The following is a 14,473-nucleotide window of genomic DNA, read 5'->3' as shown; positions in this document are numbered from 1 at the left end:
GCCTTACCCGGCCTACGGTTCGAGCCGTTGTAGGCCCGGTAAGCGGAGTGCCACCGGGCAAAACCTCAGACAACCAGCCAGAAAAGCGCCAGCGCAATCATCAGCGCGATAAACATCAATCCCGGACGGGCAGATAGCGTTTTAAACGTGTCGACAACCGGGGCAAACAGCGGGCTGTAGATGGGCTGAACGTTACGCACTTCCGGTACGCCGCCTTCCCGCTCGGCGCGGCGAATAAAGATTTGATTCAGTAAATCCTGTACCTGCGCGGTGGTCAGCACCGTTTGCGGCGTGGCCTGCCAGGCCTGCTGGGCATATTCCCGAACAGCTTCAAACTCTTGCCGCTCAAGCGGCTGCTTAAGCGATGCCTGCACCGTATGCAGCGTCGGGGCGGTCTGGGCGCTGAGCGTCTGACGCGCCTGGAGCCAGGTGACCAGATGGGTAAACTGTTTTGCCGGGATCAGCTCGCCCGCTTTCACGCCGGAAAGTTCCAGCATGGATTGCCAGATGAGCTTTGTCGGTTCGCCGGTGGCGGCAGCCAGCTTTGTGACCATCTGCTTGAGCGTATTATGCTCCGCTGGCTGCAATGGCCGTTCTGTCGACGGGCGCTGTTGCGGCTGCGGGATCGAAAGCTGGTTGCTTTGCAGCAGAGTCAGCACGGTTTTCAGCTGTTCTGACGAAAGCTGGCTCAGGGCGGTATGGCCGTACTGTTGACGGATAAAATCACTCACCGCCTGGCGATTATTCCCCTGGCCCAACAGCTCGGTCAGCTGCGAGACAATCTGGCGGGTGGTATGTTGCTGCTGTGCGCTGGTAAGACGCTGGTTCAGGTTTTGTTCAGCGGCAGGGAAATGGCGCGACTGGAGCGGCGCATCGTTTCTGACGCCCAAATCGTGCTTAACGCCGGCCCATACCTCTGCGTTTTGCTGCGAGGTCAACGCAATTAGGCGCGTGATCAGACGCTCCAGCACGGTGCGCTGTTGCGTGGAGAGCGGCTGTTCGCCTGGCGTGTTGGGCGCTACGGGGCCCTCACCCGGAGGGCGCGGAGGCGTACCTGAAATGGGCTGCATCGTCAAAAATCCTTAAAGTCAAACTCTGCGTAACCGGGCGGAGATATATGCCCGGCGGCGAGATTATGGCACACTTGGCAGGTTTACTTCCTCTCAAACAGGTACTCAGACGTGAAAATCCTCGTTGATGAAAATATGCCTTACGCCCGTGAGCTATTCAGCCGCCTGGGCGAGGTTAAGGCTGTCCCTGGTCGCCCGATTCCGGTCAGCGAACTGGACGATGCAGACGCCCTGATGGTGCGCTCGGTGACCAAAGTAAATGAGGCACTGCTCACCGGCAAAGGGATCAAATTTGTCGGGACGGCAACGGCCGGGACCGATCATGTGGATGACCAGTGGCTTAAGCAGGCGGGGATTGGTTTTTCAGCGGCGCCAGGCTGTAATGCCATTGCCGTCGTGGAATATGTTTTTTCCGCATTATTGATGCTGGCCGAGCGCGATGGGTTTGCGCTGAAAGACCGCACCGTAGGTATTGTTGGCGTGGGCAACGTTGGCGGACGTCTGCAAAAGCGTCTGGAAGCCTGGGGCGTTCGCACTTTGCTGTGCGATCCGCCGCGCAAGGATAACGGCGATGAAGGCGATTTCCGCACGCTGGACGAGCTGGTCGACGAGTGCGACGTCATCACCTTCCACACGCCGCTTTTCAAAGAGGGGCCGTACCGGTCTCTGCACCTGGCCGACGAGACGCTAATCCGCCGTCTGAAGGCTGGCACTATTCTGATTAATGCCTGCCGCGGTCCGGTGGTGGATAACGCGGCGCTGCTGAAATGTCTCGACGAGGGACAAGATCTGAGCGTTGTGCTGGACGTCTGGGAGCCCGAGCCGGATCTTAACGTCGCATTGCTGAATAAGGTGGACGTGGGGACCGCGCATATTGCGGGCTATACCCTCGAAGGCAAGGCGCGCGGTACGACTCAGGTATTTGAGGCCTACAGCGCCTTTATCGGCCATCCGCAGCAGGTGGCGCTGGATACGCTGCTTCCGGCGCCGGAATTTGGCCGCATTACCCTTCATGGCCCGCTGGATGAGGCAACGCTAAAAAGACTGGTGCATTTGGTGTATGATGTGCGCCGCGATGACGCGCTGCTGCGTAAAGTGGCGGGTATTCCGGGTGAGTTTGATAAGCTGCGCAAAAATTACCTTGAGCGCCGCGAGTGGTCCTCCCTGTATGTGATGTGCGATGACGCCCCTGCGGCGGCGCTGCTGCATCAGCTGGGATTTAACGCCGTTCACCACCCGGCACGTTAATGTCTTTCTGCTCCCTGTTGGAAACGCCGACAGGGACGCGTTTTTATTTCTGGAGTAAACCACCATGTCTGAAGGCTGGAACATTGCCATTTTGGGCGCCACTGGCGCCGTGGGCGAAGCCCTGCTTGAAACCCTTGCTGAGCGCCAGTTCCCGGTGGGCGAAATTTACGCGCTGGCGCGTACCGACAGCGCGGGTGAACATCTGCGTTTCGGCGGAAAATCTGTGATGGTGCAGGATGCCGCCGCATTTGACTGGACCCAGGCTCAGCTGGCGTTTTTTGCCGCAGGTGCAGAGGCGACGGCGTCTTACATTGAAGAGGCGACCAATTCTGGCTGTCTGGTGATCGACCTGAGCGGCCTGTTCTCCCTCGAGCCGGATGTGCCGCTGGTGGTGCCGGACGTCAACCCGTTTGTGCTGGCTGACTACCGCAACCGCAACATCATTGCGGTACCAAACAGCCTCACCAGCCAGCTGCTGACCGCGCTGAAGCCGCTGATTGACGATGGTGGCCTGTCGCGCATTACCGTGACCAGCCTGCTGTCGGCTTCGGCTAATGGCAAAAAAGCCGTAGACGCGCTGGCAGGGCAGAGCGCGAAGCTGCTGAACGGTATCCCGATCGACGAAGATGATTTCTTTGGCCGCCAGCTGGCGTTCAACATGCTGCCGCTGCTGCCGGATCGTGAAGGTTCGGTGCGGGAAGAGCGTCGTATCGTCGATGAAGCGCGCAAAATTTTGCAGGATGACGGGCTGATGATCTCCGCGAACGTCGTACAGTCTCCGGTATTTTACGGCCATGCGCAGATGGTCGGCTTTGAAGCCCTGCGTCCATTGGCGGCTGAAGAAGCGCGCGATGCGTTTGGCCGCGGTGAGGACATTGTCCTTTCCGAAGAGAGCGAATTCCCGACGCAGGTGGGCGATGCCACCGGCAGCGCGCATCTCTCCGTGGCCTGCGTACGTAACGATTACGGTATGCCGGAGCAGGTGCAGTTCTGGTCCGTTGCCGACAACGTGCGTTTTGGCGGCGCGCTGATGGCGGTCAAAATCGCGGAAAAACTGGTGCAGGAGTATCTGTACTGATGTCAGACGTGGAGCAAAAGCCGGTCCACAGAATTGCCCTCGGCATTGAGTACGATGGCAGTAAATACTATGGCTGGCAGCGTCAGAATGAGGTGCGTAGCGTCCAGGAAAAACTGGAAAAAGCGCTCTCTCAGGTAGCGAACGAACCGATCAGCGTCTTCTGTGCGGGCCGCACCGATGCCGGGGTTCACGGCACGGGGCAGGTGGTACACTTTGAAACTTCTGCGGTACGCAAAGATGCGGCCTGGACGCTGGGTGTAAATGCGAATTTACCTGGTGACATTGCCGTGCGTTGGGTGAAAGCTGTGCCGGATGATTTTCACGCGCGCTTCAGCGCGACGGCGCGGCGCTACCGTTATGTCATCTACAACCAGCGCCTGCGCCCGGCCGTGTTAAGCCAGGGCGTGACGCATTTTTATGAACCGCTGGATGCAGAACGCATGCATCGCGCGGCGCAGTGCCTGATTGGAGAAAATGATTTTACGTCGTTTCGTGCGGTGCAGTGTCAGTCCCGTACGCCGTGGCGTAACGTCATGCACATTAACGTCAGTCGTTATGGCGCGTATGTGGTGGTGGATATCAAAGCCAATGCCTTTGTACATCATATGGTGCGGAATATCGTGGGCAGCCTGATGGAAGTGGGCGCCGGACACCAGCCGGAGAGCTGGATTGCAGAACTGCTGGCAGCGAAGGACAGAACGCTTGCGGCAGCAACGGCGAAAGCGGAAGGGCTGTATCTGGTTTCGGTGGATTATCCGGACCGGTTCGACCTGCCAAAACCGCCAATGGGCCCGCTGTTTTTAGCGGACTAAACAAAGGTGCAATTAAGGCTTAGACAATATGGACGTAATACGTTTTCTGATTGATTTCATCCTGCACATTGATGTTCACCTGGCGGAGCTGGTCGCGCAGTACGGCGTCTGGGTATACGCCATTCTGTTTCTCATTCTGTTCTGTGAAACCGGCCTTGTGGTTACGCCGTTCCTGCCGGGAGATTCGCTGCTGTTCGTGGCCGGTGCGTTATCTGCACTGCCAACCAATGACCTGAACGTCCATTTGATGGTCGTCCTGATGATCGTCGCGGCGATTGTTGGCGATGCGGTCAACTATACCATCGGGCGGGTGTTTGGCGAGCGGTTGTTCAGTAATCCGGACTCGAAGATTTTCCGCCGCAGTTATTTAGACAAGACCCATGCGTTCTATGAACGTCATGGCGGAAAAACCATTATCCTTGCCCGTTTTGTGCCTATTGTGCGCACATTTGCACCGTTTGTGGCGGGAATGGGCCACATGTCCTATCGTCATTTTGCAATGTACAACGTGGTGGGCGCACTGCTTTGGGTGTTGCTCTTTACCTATGCGGGCTACCTGTTTGGCGATCTGCCTGTGGTTCAGGAAAACCTTAAGTTACTGATTGTAGCGATTATTGTGCTTTCCGTTCTGCCGGGTGTTATCGAAATCATTCGTCACAAACGCGCGGCAGCGAAACAAGCGAAGTAAATGCACGCTGGCGGTTCGACCACTTTTTTATCCAAAGTTTCGGGCTGTTATGTTTTAATGTGCAACATTCATGGTCTGTTGGAGGCAAAAATGGCATTATTCGCCTCTTACAGCAAAACTGGCATACGACCAGGTTCAGGCAGAAAGGTTATCAATGAGCTGGATTGAACGAATTAAAAGCAACATTACCCCGACGCGTAAAGCGAGCATTCCTGAAGGGGTATGGACGAAGTGTGATAGCTGCGGCCAGGTTCTGTATCGTGCAGAGCTGGAACGCAATCTTGAGGTGTGTCCGAAGTGTGACCACCACATGCGTATGTCGGCGCGCAACCGCCTGCATAGCCTGCTGGACGAAGGTTCTCTGGTAGAACTGGGCAGCGAACTGGAGCCAAAAGATGTGCTCAAGTTCCGCGACTCCAAAAAATACAAAGATCGTCTGGCCTCTGCACAGAAAGAGACCGGCGAGAAAGACGCGCTGATCGTCATGAAGGGCACCCTGCATGAAATGCCTGTGGTTGCCGCTGCGTTTGAGTTCTCCTTTATGGGCGGCTCAATGGGCTCCGTGGTCGGCGCGCGTTTCGTGCGTGCCGTTGAGCAGGCGCTGGAAGACAACTGCCCGCTGATCTGCTTCTCCGCCTCCGGTGGTGCGCGTATGCAGGAAGCGCTGATGTCCCTGATGCAGATGGCGAAAACCTCCGCTGCGCTGGCGAAAATGCAGGAGCGCGGTCTGCCGTACATCTCGGTACTGACCGACCCAACCATGGGTGGCGTCTCTGCGAGCTTCGCAATGCTGGGCGACCTGAACATCGCCGAGCCAAAAGCGCTGATCGGCTTTGCCGGTCCTCGCGTTATCGAACAGACCGTACGTGAGAAACTGCCGCCGGGCTTCCAGCGCAGTGAGTTCCTCATTGAGAAAGGCGCTATCGATATGATCGTCCGCCGTCCGGAAATGCGCCTCAAGCTGGCCAGCATTCTGGCGAAGCTGATGAATCTGCCAGCGCCTAACCCGGACGAGCCGCGCGAAGGCGTGGTCGTACCGGATCAGGAACCCGAGGCCTGATAACTGAAAAGGGCAGGGCCGAATGGCGCTGCCCTTTTGCTTTCTAAACCGTTAATGACAACCGGGCATCATGGAAAATAAAAGCATTCCTCAAGCCACGTCGCCCTTGGCCGCGTGGCTTTCTTATCTGGAAAACCTGCACAGTAAAACCATCGACATGGGCCTTGAGCGCGTAAGCCAGGTTGCCGCGCGTCTCGACGTGCTGAAACCCGCGCCGTTCGTGTTTACCGTCGCCGGCACTAACGGGAAAGGCACCACCTGCCGCACGCTGGAATCTGTCCTGATGGCTGCCGGCTATAAGGTCGGCGTTTACAGCTCTCCGCATCTGGTGCGCTATACCGAGCGCGTGCGGGTGCAAAACGCCGAGCTGGCGGAATCTGCCCACACGGCATCGTTTGCCGCTATCGAAGCGGCGCGCGGCGAAACTTCACTGACCTATTTCGAATATGGCACCCTGTCGGCGCTGTGGCTGTTTAAGCAGGCGCAGCTGGACGTGGTGATCCTGGAAGTCGGGCTGGGTGGGCGACTGGACGCGACAAACATGGTGGATGCGGATGTCGCGGTCGTGACCAGCATCGCGCTGGATCACACCGACTGGCTGGGGCCAGATCGCGAAAGCATTGGCCGCGAGAAGGCCGGTATTTTCCGGGCGAATAAGCCCGCCGTGGTCGGCGAGCCGGACATGCCGCACACCATTGCTGACGTGGCGAAAGAGAAGGGCGCCCGGCTGCTGCATCGTGGCGTGGACTGGCAGTATGAGGTTCAGGGCCACGGCTGGCGCTTTAGCGATGCGCAGGGCGTGCTGGAGAATCTGCCGCTGCCGCAGGTGCCACAGCCTAACGCAGCGACCGCGCTGGCCGCACTGCGCGCCAGCGGGTTAACGGTGAACGAGCAGGCGATCCGCGACGGTATTCAGAACGCGCTGCTGCCAGGGCGTTTCCAGATTGTGAGCGAGTCACCGCGTCTGATTCTGGACGTGGCGCATAACCCGCACGCGGCGGCGTACCTCGCAGGACGTCTCAAATCGTTACCAAAAACCGGGCGCGTGCTGGCGGTTATCGGTATGCTTCATGATAAAGATATCGGCGGCACGCTGGCCTGCATGGAGAGTGTGGTCGATAGCTGGTATTGTGCTCCTCTGGAGGGGCCGCGTGGCGCGACTGCTGAGCAATTAATGGAACATCTCGGCAAAGGCGAAATCTACGACAGCGTGGTTTCGGCCTGGCGCGCCGCGATGGCGGAAGCTAAACCAGAAGATACCGTGCTGGTGTGTGGGTCATTCCACACGGTGGCACATGTCATGGAAGTGATGGAGGCGGGGAGAACCGGTGGCGAGTAAGTTTCAGAACCGTTTAACAGGAACCATTGTGCTGGTCGCGCTCGGGGTGATTATTCTCCCGGGGCTGCTCGACGGGCAGAAAAAGCATTACCAGGATGAATTTGCGGCTATTCCGCTGGTGCCGAAACCGGGCGACCGCGACGAGCCCGACATGCTGCCCGCGGCAACGCAGGCGCTACCTGCCCAGCCGCCTGAAGGCGCAGCGGAAGAGGTGCGTGCAGGCGATGCAGCCGCGCCGTCTCTTGACCCGTCGCGTCTGGCCGCAAATAACAATGTTGAAATCGATCCCGTACCGGTAGAGCAACCTAAACCGGTTGAAAAACCGAAGCCGGTAGAGAAAACGCAGCCTAAACCGCAGCGTGACAAAGCGGCCGAGCAGCTGGCGGCGGCAACGGAAACGCCGCCACCGGCCAGACAGGCCCAGCAGGAGGCTGCCCCGACGGGCAAAGCCTATGTCGTTCAGCTGGGTGCGTTGAAAAACGCTGATAAGGTCAATGAGATCGTGAGTAAACTGCGCGGCGCGGGATACCGTGTTTATACTTCACCCACCACGCCGGTGCAGGGTAAAATTACCCGTATCCTCGTGGGGCCGGATGCGTCTAAAGATAAGCTCAAAGGTTCGCTTGGCGAGCTGAAGCAGATCTCCGGCCTGAGCGGCGTGGTGATGAACTACAGCGCAAACTGATAAGTTTTCCCCCTCTCCCCGGCCCTCTCCCCAAAGGGGAGAAGGTTAGGGTGAGGGGGAATGGCAGACGTCCAAAGAGACGTAATAAGCCAACGGCGTTGAGCATTTTTTCAGCGCCTTTTTTATTTACGCATGGGAAGGAAATCCCTACGCAAACGTTTTCTTTTTCTGTTAGAATTCGCCCCGAACTGGATGACAGGGCGTTAAATCGTGGGACACATATGGTCTGGATTGATTACGCCATCATTGCGGTGATTGGTTTTTCCTGTCTGGTTAGCCTGATCCGCGGCTTTGTTCGTGAAGCGTTATCGCTGGTAACCTGGGGTTGTGCTTTCTTTGTTGCCAGTCATTACTACACTTACCTGTCTGTCTGGTTCACGGGCTTTGAAGATGAACTGGTCCGAAACGGAATCGCTATCGCGCTGCTGTTTATCGCGACGCTGATTGTCGGCGCTATCGTCAACTATGTGATAGGTCAGCTGGTCGAGAAAACCGGTCTGTCAGGGACGGACAGGGTGCTCGGCATCTGTTTCGGTGCGTTGCGAGGCGTGCTGATTGTGGCCGCGATCCTGTTCTTCCTGGATACCTTTACCGGGTTCTCCAAAAGTGAAGACTGGCAGAAATCGCAGCTCATTCCGGAGTTCAGCTTCATCATCAGATGGTTCTTTGACTATCTGCAAAGCTCGTCGAGTTTCTTGCCCAGGGCATAAACCCTGAGATGTGGCTTAACGAGGAAAAGACGAATGTGCGGTATTGTCGGTATCGCCGGTTTCATGCCGGTAAACCAGTCGATTTATGACGCGTTAACGGTGCTTCAGCACCGTGGGCAGGATGCTGCGGGTATCATCACCATTGATGCAAACAACTGCTTCCGTTTACGTAAGGCTAACGGCCTGGTAAACGATGTGTTTGAAGCCCGCCATATGCAGCGTCTGCAAGGTAATATGGGGATCGGTCACGTTCGTTATCCTACTGCTGGCAGTTCCAGCGCCTCTGAGGCTCAGCCTTTTTACGTTAACTCCCCGTATGGCATCACGCTTGCCCACAACGGCAACCTGACTAACGCCCACGAGCTGCGTAAAAAGCTGTTTGAAGAGAAACGTCGCCACATTAACACCACTTCTGATTCTGAAATCCTGCTCAATATCTTTGCCAGCGAGCTGGATAACTTCCGCCACTACCCGCTGGAAGCCGATAACATCTTTGCCGCCGTTGCCGCGACGAACCGCCAGATCCGCGGCGCGTACGCCTGCGTGGCGATGATTATCGGTCACGGCATGGTGGCCTTCCGCGATCCAAACGGGATCCGCCCGCTGGTGCTCGGCAAGCGCGACCTTGGCGATGGCCGTTCCGAGTACATGGTGGCCTCCGAAAGCGTGGCGCTGGACACGCTGGGCTTCGAGTTCCTGCGTGACGTTGCGCCGGGCGAAGCGGTTTACATCACCGAGAAGGGCCAGCTGTTTACCCGCCAGTGCGCCGACAACCCGGTGAGCAACCCGTGCCTGTTCGAATACGTCTACTTCGCTCGTCCGGACTCGTTCATCGACAAGATTTCCGTTTACAGCGCGCGCGTCAACATGGGCACGAAGCTGGGCGAGAAGATTGCCCGCGAGTGGGACGATCTCGACATCGACGTGGTTATTCCGATTCCGGAAACCTCCTGCGACATCGCGCTGGAGATCGCCCGCATTCTGGACAAGCCGTACCGTCAGGGCTTCGTGAAAAACCGCTACGTTGGCCGTACCTTCATTATGCCGGGCCAGCAGCTGCGCCGTAAGTCCGTACGTCGCAAGCTCAACGCTAACCGTGCCGAGTTCCGCGACAAGAACGTGCTGCTGGTGGATGACTCCATCGTGCGCGGTACGACGTCCGAGCAGATCATCGAGATGGCGCGCGAAGCCGGCGCGAAGAAAGTGTATCTCGCCTCTGCGGCGCCGGAAATTCGCTTCCCGAACGTGTACGGTATTGATATGCCAACCGCCAACGAGCTGATTGCTCACGGTCGTGAAGTGGACGAAATCCGTCAGATTATCGGGGCCGACGGCCTGATTTTCCAGGATCTGAACGACCTGATCGACGCGGTGCGCGCCGAGAACCCGGATATCCAGCAGTTCGAATGCTCGGTGTTCAATGGCATTTACGTGACGAAAGACGTTGACCAGCAGTATCTCGACTACCTTGATTCGCTGCGTAACGACGATGCGAAAGCCGTCCAGCTGCAAAACGATCTCGAAAGCTTAGAGATGCACAACGAAGGTTGATGCCTGTGCAGGTGAGGGCGCTCGCCCTCACTTGCAACTCCCCGTAAAATCCTGCACAGTCTGCCCTGAAATCAGCAAGGGCAAAAATCATGAAACGACTCATTGTAGGGATCAGCGGCGCCAGCGGCGCGATTTACGGCGTCCGGCTGTTACAGGTGCTGCGTGACGTTGCAGGCGTAGAAACCCATCTGGTCATGAGCCAGGCGGCGCGCCAGACCCTCTCTCTTGAAACCGATCTCTCTCTGCGCGACGTTCAGGCCCTGGCTGACGTTGTGCACGATGCCCGCGATATCGCCGCCAGCATCTCTTCAGGCTCGTTTAAAACGGCCGGCATGGTTATTTTGCCCTGTTCGATTAAAACCCTTTCCGGCATTGTAAACAGCTATACCGACACGCTGGTGACGCGTGCGGCAGACGTGGTGCTGAAAGAGCGTCGCCCTCTGGTGCTCTGCGTGCGCGAAACCCCGCTGCACCTGGGACATCTGCGCCTGATGACGCAGGCAGCCGAACTGGGCGCCGTGATTATGCCCCCGGTTCCTGCGTTCTATCATCGCCCGCAGACGCTGGACGATGTGATCAATCAGACCGTCAATCGCGTGCTGGATCAGTTCGATATTGACCTGCCAGAAGATCTCTTTGTCCGCTGGCAGGGTACGTGAAGCCGTGCACAACCAGGGTGCATGAAAAGGCAATTTGCCCTGTTTCAGGGCAAAACTGCAACCGCGATCATATCCTCGACATTTAATTCGCTTTTTCCCTTTTTCTCTTTCCGGTTCGTTCGGCAGACCTGCTATCTTTCACCATTAAGGCAGTATCGCAACGTTTTATTAACATATTTAACGTCGTAGTCTGAACCCGACGACAATGTGGCATAAGACCTGCAAGAGCAGCCTGCAACACAACACACAACATAAACCATAATAAAATCACGGTTCTTGAGGGTAAATGTATGAAGAAGACGGTTCTGGCTCTGTCTTTGCTCGTGGGCTTGAGTGCAGCAGCAGGCAGCTATGCAGCGCTTCCACAGACAGTTCGTATCGGTACAGACGCAACCTACGCGCCATTCTCATCCAAGGATGCGAAGGGCGATTTCGTGGGGTTTGATATCGATCTGGGAAATGAGATGTGCAAACGCATGGAAGTGAAATGCACATGGGTGGGCAGTGACTTTGACGCGCTGATCCCGTCGCTGAAAGCCAAGAAAATTGATGCCATTATCTCTTCTCTCTCCATCACGGAAAAACGTCAGCAGGAGATCGCCTTCTCTGAGAAGCTCTACTCTGCCGATTCACGTCTGATTGCCGCGAAAGGCTCCCCAATCCAGCCGACCATCGACTCGCTGAAAGGTAAGCATGTTGGCGTGCTTCAGGGCTCAACCCAGGAAGGCTACGCGAACGCCAACTGGCGCGAGAAGGGCGTCGATGTGGTCGCCTACCAGAACCAGGATCTGATCTACTCTGACCTGGCGGCGGGCCGTCTGGATGCCGCGTTCCAGGATGAAGTTGCCGCGAGCGAAGGCTTCCTGAAGCAGCCTGCGGGTAAAGAGTACGCCTTTGCTGGCCCGTCAGTTAAAGATAAAAAATACTTTGGCGACGGCACCGGTATTGGCCTGCGTAAGGATGATACCGAGCTGAAAGCCGCCTTCGACAAAGCGTTTAACGAGCTACGTAAAGACGGTACCTACGACAAACTGGCGAAGAAATACTTCGATTTCAACGTCTACGGTGATTAATGCCTGAACGGGATGCACTGATGTGGTGCATCCCACGGGGCAATGTTCCAGTATGGTGCATCTATTGCACCGTATTGGATCGCTGTGTGCATAGTTAAGCATTTAAAATGCAAAAATTCCCGTTCAGAGGCATTAATCTTTGCCTGAATGAGGGGATTAATGGCACATTAACGGCACCCCGTGGTCGTAAAATCTCGTATTAAGACAGTTTGTTGAGGACAGATATGAAAAAACTGGTGTTGTCACTTTCTCTGGTACTGGCCTTTTCCAGCGCCACCGCGGCATTCGCAGCAATTCCGCAGAAAATTCGTATTGGAACTGATCCAACCTACGCACCTTTCGAATCGAAGAATGCGAAGGGGGAACTGGTCGGTTTTGACATCGATCTGGCTAACGAGCTGTGCAAACGCATTAAAGCGCAATGTACCTACGTTGAAAACCCGCTGGATGCGCTGATCCCGTCCCTGAAAGCGAAAAAAATCGACGTGATCATGTCCTCCCTTTCCATCACTGAAAAACGTCAGCAGGAGATTGCCTTCACGGACAAACTCTACGCGGCAGATTCACGTCTGGTAGTGGCGAAATCCTCTGACATTCAGCCAACCCTTGAGTCTCTGAAAGGCAAACGCGTGGGCGTGTTGCAGGGGACCACGCAGGAAACCTACGGCAACGAGCACTGGGCGCCTAAGGGCATTGAAATTGTCTCTTACCAGGGCCAGGAAAATATCTACGCAGACCTGACGGCAGGCCGCATTGATGCCGCATTCCAGGATGAAGTGGCGGCAAGCGAAGGCTTCCTGAAGCAGCCTGTGGGTAAAGATTACAAGTTCGGCGGTCCGTCCATTAAGGATGAAAAACTCTTTGGCGTAGGCACCGGTATGGGCCTGCGTAAAGAAGACAATGAACTGCGTGAAGCCCTGAACAAAGCGTTCGCCGAGATGCGCGCGGACGGTACCTACGACAAGCTGGCGAAAAAGTACTTCGATTTTAACGTCTACGGCGGCTAATCGCCCCGTCTGATAACGTGCGGCCCCTCCCGTTACGGGAGGGGAAAAGACACGGTTCCACCACTCACGAGACGACAGGGCACGCGGTATGCTGTACGGATTTTCTGGCGTTATTTTACAGGGCGCGCTTGTCACCCTTGAGCTGGCCATCAGCTCCGTGGTGCTGGCGGTGCTGATAGGCCTGGCGGGCGCGGGGGCAAAGTTATCCGCCAACAGACCGCTGGCGCTGATATTTGAAGGCTATACCACGCTGATTCGCGGCGTGCCAGACCTTGTGCTGATGCTGCTGATCTTTTACGGCCTGCAAATCGCACTCAACGGCGTGACGGACGCCATCGGCATGGATCAGATCGATATCGATCCGATGGTGGCCGGTATCATTACCCTTGGTTTTATCTACGGCGCCTACTTCACCGAGACCTTTCGCGGCGCGTACATGGCCGTGCCGAAGGGACACATTGAAGCGGCGACTGCCTACGGTTTTACCTCCTCACAAACGTTTCGCCGGATCATGTTCCCGGCCATGATGCGTTACGCGCTGCCGGGTATCGGCAACAACTGGCAGGTTATTCTCAAGGCGACGGCGCTGGTCTCCCTGCTGGGTCTGGAAGACGTGGTGAAGGCCACGCAGCTGGCGGGTAAGAGCACCTGGGAACCGTTCTACTTTGCGGTGGTCTGCGGCGTGATTTATCTGGTCTTTACGACCGTCTCCAATGGTGTGCTGCTTCTGCTCGAACGTCGCTACTCCGTGGGTGTGAAGAGGGCTGACCTGTGATTGAGATTATTCAGGAGTACTGGAAATCCCTGCTGTGGACGGACGGCTACCGCTTCACGGGCGTGGCGATCACGCTGTGGCTGCTGATTTCCTCGGTAGTAATGGGCGGCATTCTGGCGGTGTTTTTGGCCATTGGCCGCGTGTCGAACAATAAATTTATTCAGTTCCCGATCTGGCTGTTTACCTACGTGTTTCGCGGTACGCCGCTGTACGTACAGCTGCTGGTGTTCTATTCGGGGATGTACACGCTTGAGATCGTGAAAGGCACCGAGATGCTGAACGCGTTCTTCCGCAGCGGCCTGAACTGTACGGTGCTGGCGCTGACGCTCAACACCTGCGCCTATACCACCGAGATCTTCGCCGGTGCCATTCGTTCCGTGCCGCACGGAGAGATCGAGGCGGCGCGCGCGTACGGCTTCTCCTCCGTGAAGCTTTACCGCTGTATTATTCTGCCTTCAGCGCTGCGTATTGCGCTGCCGGCGTACAGCAACGAAGTGATTTTAATGCTGCATTCAACGGCACTGGCCTTTACCGCCACGGTACCGGATCTGTTAAAGATTGCGCGCGATATTAACTCTGCGACCTATCAGCCGTTTACGGCGTTTGGCATTGCGGCAGTGCTCTATTTGATCATTTCTTACGTCCTGATCAGCCTGTTCCGTAAGGCTGAAAAACGCTGGTTGCAGCATATAAAACCGTCGACGCACTGAGAATTTAT

Annotated in this window: 15 protein-coding genes; 14 read left to right on the top strand and 1 reads right to left on the bottom strand. The window is 56.4% G+C overall.

The genetic code is table 11. From position 1 onward, the window contains the following. Positions 1 to 65: 65 nt before the first annotated feature. Positions 66 to 1,070 carry a flagella biosynthesis regulator Flk gene (gene flk / locus N5C09_RS09915; RefSeq protein WP_279748967.1) on the bottom strand — a complete coding sequence of 335 codons (1,005 nt, stop codon included), beginning with the start codon at positions 1,068 to 1,070 and terminating at the stop codon, positions 66 to 68. 111 nt (positions 1,071 to 1,181) lie between these two features. Between flk and pdxB the strand changes: the two genes are divergently transcribed. From pdxB to N5C09_RS09845, 14 genes are all read left to right on the top strand, one after another. After that, the gene (pdxB, locus tag N5C09_RS09910; protein ID WP_279748966.1) at positions 1,182 to 2,318 is read left to right on the top strand and encodes a 4-phosphoerythronate dehydrogenase PdxB; all 1,137 of its coding nucleotides are present in this window, start codon (positions 1,182 to 1,184) and stop codon (positions 2,316 to 2,318) included. Between the two features lie 64 nt (positions 2,319 to 2,382). After that, positions 2,383 to 3,396, top strand: a complete 1,014-nt coding sequence (locus tag N5C09_RS09905; RefSeq protein ID WP_063450416.1) for an aspartate-semialdehyde dehydrogenase — start codon at positions 2,383 to 2,385, stop codon at positions 3,394 to 3,396. Then, the gene (gene truA, locus N5C09_RS09900) at positions 3,396 to 4,208 is read left to right on the top strand and encodes a tRNA pseudouridine(38-40) synthase TruA (protein WP_063450415.1); all 813 of its coding nucleotides are present in this window, start codon (positions 3,396 to 3,398) and stop codon (positions 4,206 to 4,208) included. The genes N5C09_RS09905 and truA overlap by 1 nt, the downstream gene beginning before the upstream one ends. A 28-nt stretch (positions 4,209 to 4,236) precedes the next feature. Then, positions 4,237 to 4,896, top strand: coding sequence for a DedA family protein (locus tag N5C09_RS09895; RefSeq protein ID WP_063450414.1), 660 nt, complete (start codon positions 4,237 to 4,239; stop codon positions 4,894 to 4,896). Between the two features lie 154 nt (positions 4,897 to 5,050). Next, positions 5,051 to 5,956 carry an acetyl-CoA carboxylase, carboxyltransferase subunit beta gene (accD, locus tag N5C09_RS09890; RefSeq protein WP_003861408.1) on the top strand — a complete coding sequence of 302 codons (906 nt, stop codon included), beginning with the start codon at positions 5,051 to 5,053 and terminating at the stop codon, positions 5,954 to 5,956. 70 nt (positions 5,957 to 6,026) lie between these two features. Next, entirely contained in the window at positions 6,027 to 7,295 is a 1,269-nt protein-coding gene (gene folC, locus N5C09_RS09885; RefSeq protein ID WP_279748965.1) for a bifunctional tetrahydrofolate synthase/dihydrofolate synthase, read from the top strand. After that, a complete protein-coding gene (gene dedD, locus N5C09_RS09880; protein WP_063868170.1) occupies positions 7,285 to 7,980 on the top strand; it encodes a cell division protein DedD in 696 nt (231 codons plus the stop codon). Before folC ends, dedD begins: the two co-directional genes overlap by 11 nt. A 221-nt stretch (positions 7,981 to 8,201) precedes the next feature. Next, the gene (gene cvpA, locus N5C09_RS09875; protein ID WP_063868171.1) at positions 8,202 to 8,690 is read left to right on the top strand and encodes a colicin V production protein; all 489 of its coding nucleotides are present in this window, start codon (positions 8,202 to 8,204) and stop codon (positions 8,688 to 8,690) included. 33 nt (positions 8,691 to 8,723) lie between these two features. Further along, entirely contained in the window at positions 8,724 to 10,241 is a 1,518-nt protein-coding gene (gene purF / locus N5C09_RS09870; RefSeq protein WP_008502595.1) for an amidophosphoribosyltransferase, read from the top strand. 89 nt (positions 10,242 to 10,330) lie between these two features. After that, complete coding sequence (locus tag N5C09_RS09865) at positions 10,331 to 10,900, top strand: UbiX family flavin prenyltransferase (RefSeq protein WP_063450410.1); 570 nt, start codon at positions 10,331 to 10,333, stop codon at positions 10,898 to 10,900. A gap of 290 nt (positions 10,901 to 11,190) precedes the next feature. Next, complete coding sequence (gene argT, locus N5C09_RS09860) at positions 11,191 to 11,973, top strand: lysine/arginine/ornithine ABC transporter substrate-binding protein ArgT (RefSeq protein WP_279748964.1); 783 nt, start codon at positions 11,191 to 11,193, stop codon at positions 11,971 to 11,973. Positions 11,974 to 12,197: 224 nt separating this feature from the next. Further along, positions 12,198 to 12,980, top strand: coding sequence for a histidine ABC transporter substrate-binding protein HisJ (gene hisJ / locus N5C09_RS09855; protein ID WP_003861421.1), 783 nt, complete (start codon positions 12,198 to 12,200; stop codon positions 12,978 to 12,980). Positions 12,981 to 13,068: 88 nt separating this feature from the next. Then, entirely contained in the window at positions 13,069 to 13,755 is a 687-nt protein-coding gene (locus N5C09_RS09850) for a histidine ABC transporter permease HisQ (protein ID WP_006811404.1), read from the top strand. Beyond that, a complete protein-coding gene (locus N5C09_RS09845) occupies positions 13,752 to 14,465 on the top strand; it encodes an ABC transporter permease (RefSeq protein WP_003861424.1) in 714 nt (237 codons plus the stop codon). Before N5C09_RS09850 ends, N5C09_RS09845 begins: the two co-directional genes overlap by 4 nt. Positions 14,466 to 14,473 lie beyond the last annotated feature (8 nt).

This window comes from Enterobacter sp. GD03975 (assembly GCF_029838645.1).
Taxonomy (GTDB): domain Bacteria; phylum Pseudomonadota; class Gammaproteobacteria; order Enterobacterales; family Enterobacteriaceae; genus Enterobacter; species Enterobacter quasihormaechei.
This window is presented reverse-complemented; position numbering and strand designations above follow the sequence as displayed.